The sequence below is a fragment of the Prauserella isguenensis genome, from assembly GCF_014191605.1.
GTDB classification, from domain to species: Bacteria; Actinomycetota; Actinomycetes; order Mycobacteriales; family Pseudonocardiaceae; genus Prauserella; species Prauserella isguenensis.
This window is the reverse complement of the sequence record NZ_JACHWU010000005.1, coordinates 140,594-157,530: the sequence shown is the minus strand read 5'-3', so window position 1 is coordinate 157,530 and position 16,937 is coordinate 140,594. Positions and strand designations below refer to the sequence as shown.

Genomic DNA, 16,937 nt, shown 5'->3' with positions numbered 1-16,937 from the left:
GAGCGCGCTATGGATACGCGTACCGGACTTCCCGTCGTCGGCATGGTCGGCGGCGGCCAGCTCGCCAGGATGACCCATCAGGCCGCGATCGCGCTCGGCCAGTCGCTGCGGGTGTTGGCCGTCGGCGAGGGCGAAGCGGCGGGCCTCGTCGCCGCCGAGGTCAGCCACGGCCATCACACGGACCTCGACGCGCTGCGCACGTTCGCGCGCGGCGTCGACGTGCTGACGTTCGACCACGAGCACGTGCCCGGCGACCACCTGCGGAGCCTCGTCGACGAGGGAGTCGTCGTCCGGCCCGGACCGGACGCGCTGGCGTTCGCGCAGAACAAACTCCTCATGCGGGAGCGGATGGCCACGCTCGGCCTGCCGAACCCGGCGTTCGTCGAGGTCACGCAGGTCGACGACGCGGTGAAGTTCGGCGACGACCACGGCTGGCCCGCGATCCTCAAGGCCGCGACGGGCGGTTACGACGGCAAGGGCGTGTGGCAGCTCGCTTCCGCCGACGAGGCGCGGGAGCAGATCCCCGAGCTCCTCGACGCGGGCATGTCGCTGTTGATCGAGGAGCGCGTCCCCATGGTCCGGGAACTGTCGGCGCTGGTCGCGCGCTCACCGTTCGGGCAGGGAGCTGCGTGGCCGGTGGTGGAGACCGTGCAGGTCGACGGCATCAACACCGAGGTCCTCGCCCCCGCGCCGGGCCTGTCCGAGGCCGGTACCCAGCGGGCACAGGACGTCGCACTGCGCATCGCCGAACAGCTCGACGTCGCCGGGGTCATGGCTGTGGAGCTGTTCGAGACCCACGACGGCGGGCTGGTGATCAACGAGTTGGCGATGCGCCCGCACAACTCCGGCCACTGGACGATGGACGGCAGCCGCACCTCGCAGTTCGAACAGCACATGCGCGCCGTCCTCGACTATCCCCTCGGCACGACCGATCCGCTGTCGCCGACCGTCATGGCCAACGTCCTCGGCGCGCCCGAGACGCCGACGATGAGCGTGGACGAACGCCTGCACCACCTGTACGCGCGGTATCCCGACGTCAAGGTGCACCTCTACGGCAAGGGTGAACGTCCGGGGCGCAAGCTGGGACACGTCAACGTCCTCGGCCCGATCGACGAGCAGACCCGGGCGAAGGCGCGGATGGCGGCGCACTGGCTGTCGGCCGCCGAATGGCCGGACGGCTACAGCATCCACTGAGACGCGGGATCCACTGAGGCGCGGGATCCACTGAGGCGCGGGAGGCAGGACGTGAGCACACCGGACGTCGGCGTGATCATGGGCAGTGATTCGGACTGGCCGACGCTCGAAGCGGCAGGGCAGGCGCTCGACGAGTTCGACGTCGGCTACGAGGTCGGCGTGTACTCGGCTCATCGGACGCCGCAGCGGATGCTCGACTACGCCCGCGACGCCGCGGGACGCGGCCTCAAGGTGATCATCGCGGGAGCGGGCGGCGCTGCGCACCTGCCCGGCATGGTCGCGTCGGCGACGCCGTTGCCCGTGATCGGCGTCCCCGTGCCGCTCAAGCACCTCGACGGGCTCGACTCGCTGCTGTCGATCGTGCAGATGCCCGCGGGCGTGCCCGTGGCGACCGTGTCGGTCGGCGGCGCCCGCAACGCGGGCCTGCTCGCCGTGCGCATGCTCGCGACCGGCGACCCGGAGCTGCAACGGCGGATGACGGCGTTCCAGGCCGACCTCGAACAGCTCGTCCACGACAAGGACGCCGCCCTCCGCGCCAAGCTCTCCGACTGACCACCACGCCCGCGAGTCCTGCACGCGTGTTGCGCCTTCGCGGGCCGGTGTTGCACTCTCGCGGGCGCGTTTTGCACTCTCGCGGGCCGCTGTTGCGCTTTCGCGGGCCCCGGCGGACGTGCGGCGCCCGCAGGAGCCTCACGGAGCGGCGACGGCTCGCAGTACCTCGAGGGCGCGGACCGCGGCGGGGTGATCCGCGACGGTCTGCTTCACCGACACCGCGATGTTGCGGACCGGTTCCGGGGAGACCAGCCGGACGGTCGTCAGCCCGGGAGGCAGGTCGCCGATGCCCAGCCGCGGTACCACGGTGATGCCGATTCCCGTGCCGACGAACGGTATCGCGGTCTGGTAGTCGTGTGTCTCGACGGCGAACTTCGGCGAGAATCCCGCCTCGGCGCAGGCGTCCAACAGGGCCCGCCTGCACGTTCCGCGGTGCAGGTCGTTGTCGACCCAGCGCCGGTCGGCGAGTTCGGCGAGCGGCACCTCGTCGCGGCTCGCGAGGGGATCGGTGTCCTGGACGACGGCGAGGAACGGGTCGTCGACGATCGGATGGACGTCGGCGTGGCCCGGGTGTTCGATCCCGGGCGCGTCGACGAACAGGTCGATGTCGGGCAGTTCGAGACCGTCGCGCTGTTCGGTCATGCGCAGGTCGAGGCGGAGCTCGGGGAACTCGGACTGCAGCGCGGCCACCACCGGCGGCAGCCAGGTGGCACCCGCCGAGGCGAAGTAGCCGATCGACAGACTGCCCACCCGACCCGCGCGCAGGTCGCCGACCACACCGTCCAGCGCCGACAGTGCGCTGAACACCTGTTCCGCCTCGCTCGCGAGCGTGCGGCCCGCGGACGTCGGTTCGATGCCCCTGCCGACGCGGTCGAACAGCCGCAGGCCCGTGTCGCGCTGCAACGCGGCGAGCTGTTGGCTGACCGCCGACGGCGTGTACCCCAGGGAAGCGGCGGTCGAGCGGATCGATCCGGTCGCGATGACCGCCCGCAGCAGCCGCAGTTTCGCCACGTCGAGCATGCCGACGACTGTATTCGCACGCTGAACATTACGGCCCGAGTATTCGTTCGAACTGTTGTGTTCGCCCGGTCACACCACCCCTACGCGCGGGTAACATGGGTGGGCCGGATACTGCGTCGAAAGACCGACACGACCACTGCGGTCAACGACACGACCACTGCGGTCAACGACACAGACAGGCGACGTGAACGACGCCTAACATCGGTGCGAGAACCGACGCAGAAGGCTTTGGACGAAAGGTGACGCAGGTGAGCGAGGGCCCAGGCCTCTACCAGCTGGCGGAGGAGCACGAGGAACTGCGCGCGGCCGTGCGTGCGCTGGCGGAGAAGGAGGTCGCTCCCTACGCCACGGAGGTGGACGAGCAGGAGCGGTATCCGAGGGAGGCACTGGACGCGCTCAACAAGGCGGGCTTCAGCGCGGTACACATCCCCGAGGCCTACGACGGTCAGGGTGCCGACGCGATCGCCGCGTGCATCGTGATCGAGGAGGTCTCGCGCGTCGACGCGTCGGCCGGTCTCATCCCGGCGGTCAACAAGCTGGGCACGCAGCCGATCATCCTGTCGGCCTCGGAGGAGCTGAAGAAGCAGGTGCTGCCGGACATCGCGGCAGGCGCGGGCGCTTCCTACGCCCTGTCGGAACGCGAGGCCGGTTCCGACACCGCGTCCATGCGCACCCGCGCGAAGCAGGACGGTGACGACTGGGTCCTCAACGGCACCAAGTGCTGGATCACCAACGCGGGCGAGTCGACCTGGTACACGGTCATGGCCGTCAGCAATCCGGACGCGGCGAAGCCGTCGCAGGGCATCTCGGCGTTCGCGGTCCACGTCGACGATCCGGGCTTCTCGGTGGGCCCGAAGGAGAAGAAGCTCGGCATCAAGGGATCGCCGACGCGGGAGATCTACTTCGAGGACTGCCGCATCCCGGGGATGCGCATCATCGGAGAACCGGGCACGGGGCTGAAGACCGCGCTGCTGACGCTGGAGCACACGCGCCCGACGATCGGCGCCCAGGCACTCGGCATCGCCCAGGGTGCGCTCGACGCGACGGTCGACTACGTCAAGGAGCGCAAGCAGTTCGGTCAGGCCATCGGCGAGTTCCAGGGCGTGCAGTTCATGCTCGCCGACATGGGCATGAAGGTCGAGACGGCCCGTCACATGGTGTACGCGTCGGCCGCGGCCAGCGAGCGCGGCGACGAGCGCGCGGCCTTCATGGCCTCCGCCGCCAAGAAGTACGCGTCCGACATCGCCATGGAGGTCACGACCGACGCCGTGCAGCTGTTCGGCGGCGCTGGCTACACGCGTGACTTCCCCGTGGAGCGCATGATGCGCGACGCCAAGATCACCCAGATCTACGAGGGCACGAACCAGATCCAGCAGCTCGTGATGGCCCGGAGCCTTCTCAAGGGCTGAGTTCCCGACGCCCGACCGTGCGAGGGCGTCCGAGTTGACACCGGGTGGGGCCACCGACGGTGACACATCGCCGGTGGCCCCACCCGTGTCGTGTCCCGAGCCGCCCGTGTTGCGGATCCGGGGGATCGTGTTGCGGTTTCGCGGGGCCGTGTTGCGGATCCGGGGGATCGTGTTGCGGTTTCGCGGGGCCGTGTTGCGGATCCCGGAGGTCGTGTTGCGGATTCCGGGGCGCGTGGTGCAGGTTCCGGGGCGCGTGGTGCGGTTTCCGGGTTCGTCCCGGTGGGGCGACGGCCGCGCACGTCATCGGTGGCCGGTGGTCACCGGCCGGAGTGGATCTGCCACAGTGCCGACCTATGGACCCCGAAGCATCCGCCGAGGCCGCCGAATCGACCACGCCCGGAGCGCAGAGGTCGTCGTATCACGTCCTGGCGATCGCGGCGGCGTGTGCGATGCCGGTCCTGGCCGTGCTGTTCCGGGTGCCGGTCGCACAGGGGCTGTGGGCGCTGGGCGGCGGCACCGTTCGTGGGCTGATCGTCGTCGTCGGAGTTCTGGCGGGATCGACCGTGCCGATGGTGTACGGGATCCATCGGCTCGTGGAGCGATCCGGCGCGCGATGGTGGCTGCTCGGCGTGGTTCCCGCGGCACTGGCGAGCGTGCTCGTGTTGCTGGTGCCGGAACGGACGCACGTCGAGGACGTCGTGCGTGACATGCAGATCGGGCCGTCGGCGGGGGCGGCCAATGCGCTCCTGCCGACGTGTCTCATCGCCGTCGCGGTCGTGTTCGTGTCCGCGGCGTACGTGTTCGGCGTCCTGCGCGGCGACCGTGACACCCCGCGCGGCGGCTGGCGCACCCTCGGCATCGTCCACGTCGTCGGGTGGGTCGGGCTCACCGCGGCACTGGCGTTCACGATGGTCTGAGTACGCGCGGCACTCACGATGTGCCTGAACCGCAGGACACGCGGTGCCGAGTGCAGGACACGCGTGGCGCCGACCTCGTTGCCCATGCAGTGGGCGTGTCCGGTGGCATGATCGAATCATGCCCGCGCCGACGTCGCCCCCGTCGCAGACACCGTCGTTCACGATCGTCCCCGCGGAGATCGACGCCGCCGAGTCGGCGGCCGTGCTGCGCGTGTACTTCAGCGAGCTGTGTCGTCGGTACTACTCGCGGCCGATCACCGATGAGGATGTCGATGCCGCGATCGCCGACGAGCCCGGCGCGGACCTGCGCCCGCCGACGGGCGTGTTTCTGCTCGCCCGGCAGAGCGGTGTCGTCGCGGGGTGCGTCGGGGTGCGGTGGCTGACCGCCTACGCCGAGCTGACGAAGATGTTCGTGCTGCCGGAGTTCCGCGGGACGGGTCTCGCGCCGCGGCTCCTGGCGGCGGCCGAGGATCGTGCCCGCAGTCACGGCAGCCCGGAGATGCGCCTGGGCACGCGGCTGGACCTGGTCGAGGCGCGCGGCCTCTACCGCCGCAGCGGCTACCGCGAGATCGATCGGTACGGCGACGATCCGTACGCCGAGTGTTGGTTCGCGAAGCCGCTGCTCCCGCAGGACGACTGACTCGGTTGACCGTCGCGGCACGGCTGAATCGCGCGGTTTCTCCGTGCACCTCAGCGCCGTCGGTCCCGTGGCAGAAGGCGGTCGGCGGCGGCAGGCGCAACCGGGTGGGGTGCGGCCTCGTGGGCAACGGCCGACGAGTAGGGCAACCATCTGCCGCGAACCCGCAACGCGGGACCCGGGGAATCGCAACGCGGCGGGCCTGAGTGCAGGACACGCGAGCCTGGATGCAGGACACGCGGGTTGGGGGCAGGGGGGTCATTCGGGCGTGCACGCCGGGCCTGCGACAATGGTTGAAATTTCAACATAAAGCCGGCCTGGTCGTCGACAGGTCCACGGCCGGTGAACCACCAACAGCTGGCGGAGGTCAAGCATGTACGGACGCATCCAGGACGTCGCAGCGCTGATCGGGCGCATCGCGATCGGCGTTGTCTTCCTCGTCCACGGACTCGAGAAGTGGAACGCCGGCATCGACGCGACGGCTCAGATGTTCGAGGCCGTCGGTATTCCGCTGCCCACGGTCGCAGCGATCTTCGTCATCGCCGTCGAGGTCGTCGGCGCGCTCCTGTTCATCGTCGGCTTCGCGACACCGCTGGTCGGCGTCGGCTTCGCCGTGGTGGGCATCGGCGCGACGTTCGCCGTCCACCTCGACGCGGGCCTCACCGGCGAGGGCGGCTACGAACTGGTGCTCGTGCTGGGGCTCGCCGGCCTCGCGCTGGGCGTCAACAGTGGCCGCCTGGCACTCGATCACCTGCTCGTCGGCCGTCGCCGCAGCGACAGGACGGCCGAACCGGTCAGTTGAGGTCGACGGTCGCGCCCTCGGCGGCGCGGTGCGCCTCCAGCTTCGCCGGATGGGACACCTGCACCACGTGCGCACCCGCCGCCAGTGGCGCGACCAGCGCGTCGACCACGCCGTCCGGCAAGGTCCAGGCGCGCGTCGACAGCACGCGGTCGCCCGCCCCGACGCCCAACTCCTCGGCGCGGGCGCGGGCGGTCGCGATCACGTCGTCGACCGTCGAGCCGAGCAGCGCCGGGGCGTCGCCGGGAACGGGGATCAGCGGCGTGAAGTCGTCCCCCGCGGTGCGTGCGTCCTGCAGGTAGTCGAACGCCCCGTCCGGCGCTCCCTGCGGCCCGAGACCACGGCCGAGCGGGTCCAGCGCGACCACGGCCGTGTCGTCGGCAGCACCCGTCGCCGCGTTCGGCCCGACGAACGCGACGCGCGCACCGTCGGCGTCGGCGACGACGTGCCCGCCGCACCACCACGTGCCCAGCAGCACGCCCGCGGTCTGCCAGTGCGCGGGCAGATCCACCGCCACCGGGTCGCCCGGCTCGACGTCGAACTCCTCGACCAGCCAGTTCGCCGTCTTCGCCGCCCAGTTGGCCAGCGTTGCCACGGACAGTTCCACGCGGCTGCCCACGGCGTCGTCGTAGTGCGTCACCGCCGGACGCGCGGACGAGGACAGCAACGGGTGCAGCAACCGATCGGTGAGACTCACGCCCGTGATTGTCCCTGCCCGGTGCCTCAGTTGACGCAGGGGACCTCGGCGGACGCCTGACCCAGCGCCTCACCACGGCTGAGCACATGACGTTCGAGTGCCCCGGCTCGGGCGACACCGTGCGCCGTGCCGCCCGCGGCCGCACCGCCCCCGTTCGGGGCGGGCTCGTCGTCGGCGGCGTTCGGCGCGGCCGGGGACTCCCCGCCGCCGTTCGAGGGGCCGCCCGAACCGCCGGCGTCCCCGCGCGCCTCGCCGTTCCCGTTCACCAGGCCGCGCACGAACGACCGCACCTGCTGCACGTCGACCGTCACGATGCTCTGCCCGCCGTCGCTGCGGGCGGCGACGTCGGTGACCGGGATCGTCTCGAACTCCAGTCCGCCGCCGAGCAGGTCCTTGGCCTGCTGCGCGAACCCGAGGACGTCGAGGTCCGGGTCGAGCACCAGCGACCGGCGGACCGTGTCGATGAGGTCCGACAACTTGTCCGGATCGGTCAGCGTCCCCGTCGACATCGCCTTGTTCAGTGCCGACGACAGGAACGTGTGCTGTCGCACGATGCGGTCGAGGTCGCCGTTGGGGAGGTTCTTGCGCTGCCGGACGAACGACAGCGCCTCGCCGCCGGTCACCGTCTGTACGCCGGCCTCGAAGTCCGCGCCCGAATCCTTGTCCTTCGTCGGCGCGTTCAGGCACACCTCGACGCCGCCGATCGACTCGGTGAGCAGGTAGAACCCGAGCAGGTTGATCTCGGCGTAGTGGTCGATGTGGATCTGCGTGAAGTCCTGCAACGTGCGCACCAGTGCGCGCCTGCCCGCCTGGTTGGAGTCCCGTTCGAGCTGCGCTCTGTCGGCGACCCCCTCGGCCTGCAGCCGTTGCCATTCGTCGCTCTTCGCCGCGCCGTACGCCGAGTTGACCTTGTCCTTGCCGCCGTGCGGCACGTCGACCCACGTGTCGCGGGGGACGGACACGCCGACCGGGTCGCCGCCGTCCTTCGGGATCCGCAGGATGATCATCGTGTCGGTCTTGATGCCGTTGGTGCTCTCCGTGCGCAACGCCTTGAGCACCGACAGTGGTAGCGGATTGCCCTGCATGTCCGTACGGGAGTCGGCGCCCACCAGCAGGATGTCGGTCGCACCGTCGTCCTTCGGGGGCGGTGGCGGGGCCTGCTCGTCGCCGCTCGACTCGTAGTGCCAGTCGTCGAGGGCGTCCGTGGTCTCGATGGCGTCGTGGAGCTGGTCGAGCCGGGCGTATGCGTAGCCGGTGACGCCGAGTGCGATCACCGACAGCAGCGTCACGAACGTGCGCCCCGCGACGCGGCCCGTGCGGCGGAGCCCGCCGCCGCGGGGCTGTGCGGCGGTGGTGGTCGTGGTCGTGGCGGCTGCCGTGCCCGCTGCGGCGCTCGTCACCGGGCTGCGGCGATGCGGTGTGGGCCGCGGCCGTCCACCGGGTGCTCCGGCACCCGCCGAACCGGCGGTTCCGGCGGTTCCGGCGTCCTGGGTTCGGCTGTCCGCACCTTCGATGTCCGCGTCTCCGGCGCCCCCGTCCGCGGCGCCTCCGTCCGCGCCGCCGGCGCCCCCGTCCGCGGCGCTATCGTCCGCGGCGCTGTCGACCCCGGCGCGTTCGTCCCCCTCGACGTCGCGTGCCCCGGTGCCGACGCCGGGTCCTGTCCGCGGTGTGTCACCCCTGTCCGCGGAGTCGTTCCCGTCCTCGGAGCCCCGGCGCTCGGCGTCCCACTCCTCGCGCTCGTTCACGCGGCCCCTCCCCATCCGGCGTGTGCTGCTCAGGCCTGGCGTAAGCCTAGTTCACGCAGGGGACGTCACCGGCGGTGATGGGTTCGGTCGGCTCATCGGATTCATCCGATTGCGCCGGCGCGGGCTGTAGCGGCCCGTGCCTCGGCCCGGCGCTCGCCGCGGCCGGATCCGACAGCGACGCCGGGGCCACCCGGCCGCTCGGGGCGGTGCCGCTCTCGGCCTTCCCGGGGCCGAAGCCGGCGTCGACGTGCACTTCGAGTTCGCCCTCGGGAAGCGCCGGATCCTCCTCGACCGTGACGTCGGGTCCGAGCAGTTCCGCGGCGGCCTCCGCGGCGTCGGACTCTCCGGGAGCGTGCCGGACCAGCGGTTCGGTCACACCGTCCACATAGGCCGAACCTTCGCCCTGGAAGCCGTGCTCACGCAACAGTGACCGTACGGACTCGCCGTGCTCGGGAGCGGACGACCCGCTGTAGACGTCCACCGTGTACTTCCCCGTGTCCACATCGGGCGCGGCGGTCTCGTCCTGTTCCTGCTCACCGACGACCTCGTCGACGAACGAACGCACCGCGTCGACGTCGAGCTCCAAGGCCGAGGTGTCGCCGAACCGCGCGTTGCCCTCCACCGGGATCGTCCGGAACTCGATGTTGCCGCTCGACAGGTTCCGCATCTGGGCGGCGAACTGCATGAGGTCCCAGTCCTCGGAGAGCACCACCGACGACTGCACCGCCTCCACGACCTCGCTGATCTTGGCCGGGTCGAACAGCACGTCCGACGAGAGCATCTTCCGCACCAGGCCGGACAGGAACGCCTGCTGCCGCGCGATCCGGTCGAGATCACCGTTCGGCAGGCCGTAGCGCTGCCGCACGAACGCGAGCGCCTCGACACCTTTCAGCGAGTGCTCGCCCGCACTGAGATCGACGCCCGAGCGCTCCTCGTGGACGTCGTTCTTCAGGCATACGTCCACGCCGCCGAGCGTCTTGGTGATCTCGTAGAAGCTGGCGAGGTTGACCTCGGCGTAGCGGTCGATCATGCCCGGTCGATCGATGAGCTTCTCGATCGAGGCGATGAGGTTCTTACGACCCGCGACCCGGGCGCGGTCCGCGATCTCGTCGTCGTCGAGTTCGCCCTCGTTGTGCAGCTGTTTCGACGTGTAGGTGTAGGCGCGGCCGAACGCGCTGTTGAGCTTGTGCGTGCCGTACTCGTTGGCGAGGTCGACCCACGCGTCACGGGGGAACGAGATGGCCACGGCGCCGCGCCCGTCCTGCGGGATGTGCACCAGGATCATCGTGTCGGTCTGGCGTTCGCCGTCCGCGTCGCCCGCGTGGAGCTTGTCGAGGACGTCGCGGGGCAGCGGGTCGCCGTGCGCGTCGGTGCGGCTGTCCTGGCCGACGAGGAGGATGTCGATGGCGCCGTCCATCGGGGCCGCCGCCACCCGGTCGTCGCCGAAGACGTCGGTGGTCGACAGGCCGGAGTTGACGTCGCCGATGAACTGCCACCCGTACCAGGACACGACCATGACGACCGTCGAGACCAGCGCGACGACGGTCTTGCCGCCCCGCCGCGCCCACGTGGCCGCGCCGCGCCGTCGTCCGGTCCCGCCGTCACCCGACGCGCTCGCGTCGCCGCGACCGCCGTCCTGCCGGCGGCGTTGTCTCCACCGATTGCGCTTCCGCCACCTGCTGCGCTGTCGGCGGGAGCCGGCCACGACCGCTGTCCCCGGCCAGTCGGTCACTGTAGCTCCTCCCCGGATGGCTGCCACTTCTCACACTACTGATCGCCGTGTGTAACGCTTGTTCGGCCGCGAAGCCGTTGTGACCTTGTTGTCGATTTCCCTCCTTCCGGAGGGTTCAACCGGCAGGTTGCGGTGTACGGCGAGGCGGCGGGCGTGGGCGGGAACGTTCACGCCGGTCAGAGGTATGGGAGGACACATGCGGGTGCTCGTCACGGGCGGCGCCGGGTTCATCGGGTCGCACTTCGTCCGGCAGACGCTAGGCGGGGCCTACCCGGAGCTGGCCGACGCCGAGGTCGTCGTGCTGGACAAACTGACGTACGCAGGCAACGAGGCCAATCTGGACCCGGTCGCCGACAACCCGCGACTGCGGTTCGTGCGCGGCGACATCTGCGACGCCGGCGTCGTCACCGAGGTCATGCGTGGTGTGGACCTCGTGGTGCACTTCGCCGCCGAGTCGCATGTGGACCGCTCGATCGCCGGGTCCGCGGACTTCGTGATCACCAACGTGGCGGGCACGCAGACGCTGCTGCAGGCGGCGCTCGAGGCCCGTGTGGGCCGCTTCGTCCACGTGTCCACCGACGAGGTGTACGGCTCGATCGAGGAGGGCTCGTGGCCGGAGGACCACCCGCTGCTGCCGAACTCGCCGTACTCGGCGTCCAAGGCCTCGTCCGACCTGCTCGCCCGCTCCTTCCACCGCACGTACGGCCTCGACGTGTGCATCACACGGTGCTCGAACAACTACGGTCCGTATCAGTTCCCGGAGAAGGTCGTCCCGCTGTTCGTGACGAACCTGCTCGACGGTGAACAGGTGCCGCTGTACGGCGACGGGCTCAACGTGCGCGACTGGCTGCACATCGACGACCACTGTCGGGGTATCGCCCTCGTGGCCGCATCGGGCAGGGCCGGCGAGATCTACAACATCGGCGGCGGCACGGAGCTGACCAATCGTGAGCTCACCGAACGCCTGCTCAGGGCCGTCGGAGCCGGTTGGGAGATGGTGCGGCCCGTCGAGGACCGCAAGGGTCACGATCGCCGTTATTCGGTCGACATCACCAAGATCGGTACCGAACTGGGTTATCGTCCCCGCATCGATTTCGAGACCGGACTCGCCGACACGGTGCGGTGGTATGCCGAGAACCGTGCGTGGTGGGAGCCGTTGAAGAACCGGTGACGCACGCGTCGCCTGCCGCTGTCGTTGTTTGAGGTGATCGGATGAGCCGCCTCGCGGTGCTGGTGCCCGGAGGATCGGGCCAGCTCGGGAAGGACCTGTCGGCCGTCGGCGAGGAGCGCGGCGCCGTCGTCCGAGCCCCCGGCTCGGCGGAGCTGGACGTCACCAGGCCCGGCGCCGTGCTCGAGGGCGTGTCACGGCTGGTGGACGAGGCTCGCGGCGAGGGCCGGGCACCGGTGGTGATCAACGCGGCGGCGTACACGGCCGTCGACGCCGCCGAGGACGACGAGCAGCGCGCGTTCGCCGTGAACGTCGACGGGCCGCGCGTGCTGGCCGCCGTGTGCGCGTCGAGGCGGGTGCCGTTGCTGCATGTGTCGACGGACTACGTGTTCAGCGGCGACGCCGACACCCCGTACGAGCCGGATGCGCCGCTCGGGCCGCGCAGCGCCTACGGGCGTACCAAGGCAGCGGGCGAGGACGCCGTGCTCGGCTCCGGCGCGCGGGCGTGGATCGTGCGCACCGCCTGGGTGTACGGCGCGGGCGGCGGAAACTTCGTCAAGACGATGGCACGACTCGCCTCCGAGGGCATCGATCCGTCCGTTGTGGACGACCAGCGAGGTAGTCCCACGTGGACGGCCGACCTCGCGTCGGGATTGCTGGAGCTGGCTTCCGCCGTGACCGGCGGCAATGCGCCGGAGCGGCGGGTGCTGCACTGCACCGGCGGCGGCGACACCACGTGGTACGAGTTCGCGCGCGCCGTGTTCGAGGAGGTCGGTGCGGACCCCGACCGCGTGTCACCGTGCACGACGGCCGACCACCCCCGGCCGGCGCCGCGGCCTGCGTACTCGGTGCTGTCGAACGCCGCATGGCGCGAGGCGGGCCTGACACCGTTGCGCCCCTGGCGGGAGGCACTGTCCGCCTTCGCCGCCGACCACCGCAGCGCCCTCGTCGACCAGTAACCCTCCTCGTGTGTCCTGCACTCAGGCCCGCGTGTTGCCCTTTCCGGGGCCCGTGTTGCGGATTCCGGGAGCCGTGTTGCGTTCTCCGGGGCCCGTGTTGCGGGTTCGAGGACCGTGAGGTGGCTGCGTGCCGGCCAGTTCGGTGTCGACGTATCCCGGCGACACGGAGTTGTCCGTAGTGCGCCGTCCGTCGATTCCTGGCGCAGTGCTTCGAGCAGGATCCGAGCGGCGTTCTCGGTGCCGGCATACACCCCTTGCCCGGGAACGATCCGAAGGCCCGCCGTCGACCCGGTGGTGGCGAGATGGCCGCGGCCCTGCTGGCGGAACACCGGAGAGGGCGGCCGCGATGCCGTCGGCTACGTGGACGTCGTGCTGGACGGGATTCGCTGCGGGCGGGAGACCGCGCTCCGGCGGCGGGCGCCGTCATGAGTGCAGAACACGGTCCCCGGAATCCGCAACACGGGCCCCGGAATCCGCAACACGGGGGGTCAGGGGGTGCCGGTCGCCTTGCGGTAGGCGCTCAGGGTGGTTTCGGCGCAACGGAGCCACGTGAAGTTGCCCGCGTGGGCGCGGCGCGTGGCGGCGGTCGACGCGGCGTTGGGTTCGTCGACAGCGGCGCGTAGTTCGGCGGCGAGCGCGTCGACGTCGCCGTAGGGCGCGAGATGCGCCAGGCCGGCCGACACCTCGCGGAGCGCGGGCACGTCGGAGCACACCACGGGGGTGTCGCATGCCATGGCTTCGAGAACCGGCAGTCCGAATCCTTCGTCCCGTGACGGCAGCACCAGCGCCGACGCGCCCGCCACCACACCTTGCAGGTCTACATCGGACAGATAGCCGACCTGGTGACGCCGCTCGCCGTGCGGAAACCGGCCGGGACCCGCGAACACCAACGGCGGCAGCGACGGGTCGGCGGCGTGTGCCTTGAGCAGCCAGTCGAGGCCTTTGCGGGGTCCCGGTGCACCCGCGAACAACAGGTACCGCGACGGCAGGCCGAGTCGCTGGCGGGTTCGCGGGCTCGGCGGCCGTCCGGTGAACCAGCCCGCGTCGACGCCGAGCGGCGTGACGACGATCTTGCCGCGGTCGACGTCGAGGCGCTCCGCGACGGCGTCGGCGATGGCGGTCGTCGGGGTGCAGATCACGTGCGCCCGCCGGGCACCGCGGCGGACCAGTTCGGGCAGTTCCGCGTCGCTGGGCGGCAGTGCCTCCGGGGTGTCGAGGAACGCCAGATCGTGGATCGTCAGCACGCCCGCGCCGCGCACACTGCCCGGCAGTACGAAGTTCGTGCCGTGCACGACGTCGTAGCGACCCGCGAACAGGCTCACGGGCGGGAACGACGAGCGCACCCACATCTTCCGCAGGATCCGTGCGGGGACGGGCATGCCACGCGCGGCGACGTCGTGCGGCAGGACCGTGCGCAGTTTCCGCCAGCCTCGCAGCGTGAACGCGACGGCGCGCAGGTCGACGTCATCGGTGAGGGAGGCGAGTTCCTCGGACAGCGACGCGGTGTACCGGCCGATACCCGTCCGGTCACCCAGCAGCGGGGTGCCGTCGAGCAGCACCCGCAACGGTCCGCCGCCGCGCTCAGTCACGACCCGTCCTCGTCCGGACGACCTTGCGTACGCGCCCCGCCGCCCTGCGGGCCAGTTCCGTCGGCCCACCGTCGGCGAGGTACTCCTTGACCAGTGCCGCGTCGCGCCGCAACTTCTGGGCCCGGTTCAGCGGTGGTTCCGCCGTGAGGTCGGCGGCGCCGGCCAGTCGATCGGCGGCGGGACGCGGGTCACGGACGAACCGCACGAGCGGGTCGAGCACGTTCGGCCACGTGTACCGCTCGGCGACCGCGGCGATGCGTTCGCGGCAGCCGTCGGCGAACTCCGTGTCGTACAGGCACTTCTCCAGCGCGTCGGCGAGCGCGTCGGTGTCCTCGGCCGGGACGACGACACCGAGCCGTTCGCGCCGCACGAGATCGGCGAACGCGTCGCCGTCGGTCGTGATGATCGGCAGGCCGGCCCAGAGGTAGTCCAGCACGCGGGTGCGGAACGCGAACGTCGTCTCGATGTGCTCGAAATGCGTCGTGACGCCGCAGTGGGCGTCGAGGAGCCAGTTCTGCCGGTCGTCGTAGGGCACCCACTGTTCGTTGAAGAACACGTGCTTGTCGGTGAGACCGAGGGAATCGGACAGGCGCATGGTCTGCGCGCCGATGTCCATGTCGGTCACCTCGGGGTTCGGGTGCTTCATACCGAGGAAGACGAGGCGTGCGTCGTCGTGCCGTGTGCTGAGACGTTCCACGGCTCGCACGAGCGTCAGCGGGTCGAACCAGCTGTACACGCCGCCGGCCCACAGCACGACACGGTCGCTCTCGGACAGTCCGAGCGACGAACGCAGGCCCGCGCCGGTGCGTTCCGGGGGGCGGGCCGACAGCCCGAACGGGACGACCGACAGCAGCGACTGCGTCGTCGGGTCGGCGTCGTAGAGCCGTGGGGTGAGCCTGCCGGTGGCGGCGAGGTGGCCGAGCCACAGGTGCCGCTGGCGCTCCGATGCGCACAGGAAGAAGTCACCGCGCTGCAGCTGGGCGTCCAGCACGCGCGTGACGCCTTCCAGGTCGGCGGCGCGGCGGTCGTCGGGAACGTCCTTGGTCTGTTCGAGCAGTTCGAGATGCATCGGGTCGTACAGGTCGCACACGACGACCTTGTGCGCGTACTCGGACTGCAGCGCTGGGGCCATTTCGAGTACATGGCCCTGCAGGATGACGACGTCGGCCCAGCCGATCGGCTCGCGCAGGTCACGCCTGCGGGCGGCGCTCACGGGGAACGGGGCGGGTGGCGGTTCGGCGAGCGGGTTGACCGTGACGAGCCGGACGTCGTGTTCGCCGGAGAGGACCTCGGCGATGTTCCAGGCGCGGATCGCCGGGCCCGCCATGCGCTCGGTGATCGCGTCGCCGGTGAGTACCAGCACCTTCCGGCGGGTGCCGAACGCCCGCTCGATGCCGAACGCCTCGACGAGGATGTCGTGGGCGGCGAGGTAGTCGGGGAGTGGGTAGGCGGGTTCGAGCGCGTTGCGCAGCAACGGAAGCAGGTCGGCGTCGGTGCGGACGCGCGCGGCCTGTTCGGTGGCGCGCGACTCGGCCAGCGAGGGCAGCTGTTCGACGAACCGGTCGATCGCCAGGACTCCGGCGAGGGTGCTGCGCGGCACCGGCACGGCCGCCGTCTCGGCGGGGCCGGTGCCGTGTTCGAGGTCCAGCTTCGCCGGGTCCAGCTCGCCGCGTGCGGTGGCCCTGCGCACGGTCAGCGCCAGCGCCGCGGGCAGCGCGCGGGCGAGGGTCTCGTCCGAGGCGTTCTTGTACAGCGCGGCCAGGGCGTTGCGTTCCAGCAGGAACGTCTCCCTGCCGCTGTCCGGCGAGTCCACTTCGGACATGGTGGCGTGGTGTCGGTGGTAGGTCAGCGATTCCGGCACGTAGCGCACACGCCAGCCGCGCAGGTTCAGCCGCCAGCCGAGGTCGACGTCCTCGTAGAACATGAAGAAGCGCTCGTCGAATCCGCCGAGCTCGGCGAACACCGACGAGCGCACGAACATCGCCGACCCGGTCGCGAACAGCACATCCTTGGCGACCTCGTGTTCACCGCGCGGTACGTCGGCGATCGGCCCACCCGCGTGGCGCTTGTAGCCCATGCCGAACCAGGTGAGCCCCGCGTCGACGAAGTCGGTGCCCGTGCCTTCCCAGTCGAGCACCTTGCTCGCGACCGCGCCCACGGTCGGTTCGGCGCGCAGTGTCGTCACGGCGGCGTCGACCCAGCCGGGTGCGGGCCGGGCGTCGTTGTTGAGCAGGGCCAGCACGGTGCCGTTCGCCTCGCGGGCGCCGAGGTTGCAGCCGCCCGCGAAGCCACGGTTCGCGGACGACGTGACGAGCCGGACGTCCGGCGCCGCCTCGCGGATGCGTGCCACGTCGTCGCCACCGGAGGCGTTGTCGACGCAGATGACCTCGAGGTTCGGGTAGTCGTGCTCGGCGAGTGCGCGCAGGCACGTGATCGTGTCGTCGGCGCCGCGGTAGTTCACGACGACGACCGAGACCAGCGGTGATGCCGGGTCCTGCTGCGGCACGGGCGCTCCTTCC

Annotated in this window: 14 protein-coding genes and 1 pseudogene; 8 read left to right on the top strand and 7 right to left on the bottom strand. The window is 70.8% G+C overall.

From position 1 onward, the window contains the following. Window positions 1-9 precede the first annotated feature (9 nt). Window positions 10-1,194, top strand: a complete 1,185-nt coding sequence (locus FHS23_RS19220) for a 5-(carboxyamino)imidazole ribonucleotide synthase (protein ID WP_183657860.1) — start codon at window positions 10-12, stop codon at window positions 1,192-1,194. Window positions 1,195-1,245: 51 nt separating this feature from the next. Then, complete coding sequence (purE, locus tag FHS23_RS19215) at window positions 1,246-1,746, top strand: 5-(carboxyamino)imidazole ribonucleotide mutase (RefSeq protein ID WP_183657857.1); 501 nt, start codon at window positions 1,246-1,248, stop codon at window positions 1,744-1,746. A 138-nt stretch (window positions 1,747-1,884) separates the two neighbouring features. Here purE and FHS23_RS19210 read toward each other — a convergent pair whose 3' ends face one another. Beyond that, window positions 1,885-2,766, bottom strand: a complete 882-nt coding sequence (locus tag FHS23_RS19210) for a LysR family transcriptional regulator (protein WP_183657853.1) — start codon at window positions 2,764-2,766, stop codon at window positions 1,885-1,887. Window positions 2,767-3,005: 239 nt separating this feature from the next. On the opposite strand from FHS23_RS19210, the gene FHS23_RS19205 reads away from it, so the two are divergent. The 4 genes from FHS23_RS19205 to FHS23_RS19190 all read left to right on the top strand — a co-directional run bounded on the left by FHS23_RS19205 (window position 3,006) and on the right by FHS23_RS19190 (window position 6,531). After that, window positions 3,006-4,175 (top strand): acyl-CoA dehydrogenase family protein, encoded by a 1,170-nt coding sequence (locus tag FHS23_RS19205; protein ID WP_183657850.1) that lies wholly within the window; start codon window positions 3,006-3,008, stop codon window positions 4,173-4,175. Window positions 4,176-4,528: 353 nt separating this feature from the next. After that, window positions 4,529-5,092 (top strand): hypothetical protein, encoded by a 564-nt coding sequence (locus FHS23_RS19200; RefSeq protein ID WP_183657848.1) that lies wholly within the window; start codon window positions 4,529-4,531, stop codon window positions 5,090-5,092. Window positions 5,093-5,210: 118 nt separating this feature from the next. Continuing rightward, entirely contained in the window at window positions 5,211-5,732 is a 522-nt protein-coding gene (locus tag FHS23_RS19195; RefSeq protein ID WP_183657845.1) for a GNAT family N-acetyltransferase, read from the top strand. A 370-nt stretch (window positions 5,733-6,102) separates the two neighbouring features. Next, complete coding sequence (locus FHS23_RS19190) at window positions 6,103-6,531, top strand: DoxX family protein (protein ID WP_183657841.1); 429 nt, start codon at window positions 6,103-6,105, stop codon at window positions 6,529-6,531. Here the strand turns inward: FHS23_RS19190 and FHS23_RS19185 are convergent. Genes FHS23_RS19185 through FHS23_RS19175 form a run of 3 tightly spaced genes read right to left on the bottom strand, consistent with a single transcriptional unit; the run spans window position 6,524 to window position 10,702 of the window. Continuing rightward, window positions 6,524-7,225 carry a TIGR03089 family protein gene (locus tag FHS23_RS19185; RefSeq protein WP_183657838.1) on the bottom strand — a complete coding sequence of 234 codons (702 nt, stop codon included), beginning with the start codon at window positions 7,223-7,225 and terminating at the stop codon, window positions 6,524-6,526. The genes FHS23_RS19190 and FHS23_RS19185 overlap by 8 nt on opposite strands. Window positions 7,226-7,251: 26 nt before the next feature. Beyond that, entirely contained in the window at window positions 7,252-8,970 is a 1,719-nt protein-coding gene (locus tag FHS23_RS23825; protein ID WP_343054101.1) for an LCP family protein, read from the bottom strand. Between the two features lie 46 nt (window positions 8,971-9,016). Next, window positions 9,017-10,702: an LCP family protein gene (locus tag FHS23_RS19175; protein WP_343054099.1), complete on the bottom strand. Its 1,686-nt coding sequence runs from the start codon at window positions 10,700-10,702 to the stop codon at window positions 9,017-9,019. A gap of 196 nt (window positions 10,703-10,898) precedes the next feature. Between FHS23_RS19175 and rfbB the strand changes: the two genes are divergently transcribed. Both rfbB and rfbD read left to right on the top strand, forming a co-directional pair. Next, a complete protein-coding gene (gene rfbB, locus FHS23_RS19170) occupies window positions 10,899-11,873 on the top strand; it encodes a dTDP-glucose 4,6-dehydratase (protein ID WP_183657836.1) in 975 nt (324 codons plus the stop codon). 41 nt (window positions 11,874-11,914) lie between these two features. Beyond that, window positions 11,915-12,829: a dTDP-4-dehydrorhamnose reductase gene (gene rfbD / locus FHS23_RS19165; RefSeq protein ID WP_183657832.1), complete on the top strand. Its 915-nt coding sequence runs from the start codon at window positions 11,915-11,917 to the stop codon at window positions 12,827-12,829. A gap of 135 nt (window positions 12,830-12,964) precedes the next feature. On the opposite strand, the pseudogene FHS23_RS23355 reads toward rfbD, so the two are convergent. The 3 genes and pseudogenes from FHS23_RS23355 to FHS23_RS19155 all read right to left on the bottom strand — a co-directional run. Further along, window positions 12,965-13,189 (bottom strand): annotated as a pseudogene (locus FHS23_RS23355) (SDR family NAD(P)-dependent oxidoreductase); the annotation flags it as partial. A gap of 128 nt (window positions 13,190-13,317) precedes the next feature. Further along, on the bottom strand, window positions 13,318-14,418 hold the full coding sequence (locus FHS23_RS19160) for a glycosyltransferase family 4 protein (protein WP_343054097.1): 1,101 nt from the start codon (window positions 14,416-14,418) through the stop codon (window positions 13,318-13,320). Further along, window positions 14,411-16,924 (bottom strand): glycosyltransferase, encoded by a 2,514-nt coding sequence (locus FHS23_RS19155; RefSeq protein WP_183657830.1) that lies wholly within the window; start codon window positions 16,922-16,924, stop codon window positions 14,411-14,413. The genes FHS23_RS19160 and FHS23_RS19155 overlap by 8 nt, the downstream gene beginning before the upstream one ends. Window positions 16,925-16,937 lie beyond the last annotated feature (13 nt).

Excerpts from the sequence above, each read along its gene's own strand:
- FHS23_RS19220 (WP_183657860.1), top strand. The coding sequence starts at position 10 with ATGGATACGCGTACCGGACTTCCCGTCGTCGGCATGGTCGGCGGCGGC.
- FHS23_RS19210 (WP_183657853.1), bottom strand. The coding sequence starts at position 2,766 with ATGCTCGACGTGGCGAAACTGCGGCTGCTGCGGGCGGTCATCGCGACC.
- FHS23_RS19200 (WP_183657848.1), top strand. The coding sequence starts at position 4,529 with ATGGACCCCGAAGCATCCGCCGAGGCCGCCGAATCGACCACGCCCGGA.
- FHS23_RS19195 (WP_183657845.1), top strand. The coding sequence starts at position 5,211 with ATGCCCGCGCCGACGTCGCCCCCGTCGCAGACACCGTCGTTCACGATC.
- FHS23_RS19190 (WP_183657841.1), top strand. The coding sequence starts at position 6,103 with ATGTACGGACGCATCCAGGACGTCGCAGCGCTGATCGGGCGCATCGCG.
- rfbB (WP_183657836.1), top strand. The coding sequence starts at position 10,899 with ATGCGGGTGCTCGTCACGGGCGGCGCCGGGTTCATCGGGTCGCACTTC.
- rfbD (WP_183657832.1), top strand. The coding sequence starts at position 11,915 with ATGAGCCGCCTCGCGGTGCTGGTGCCCGGAGGATCGGGCCAGCTCGGG.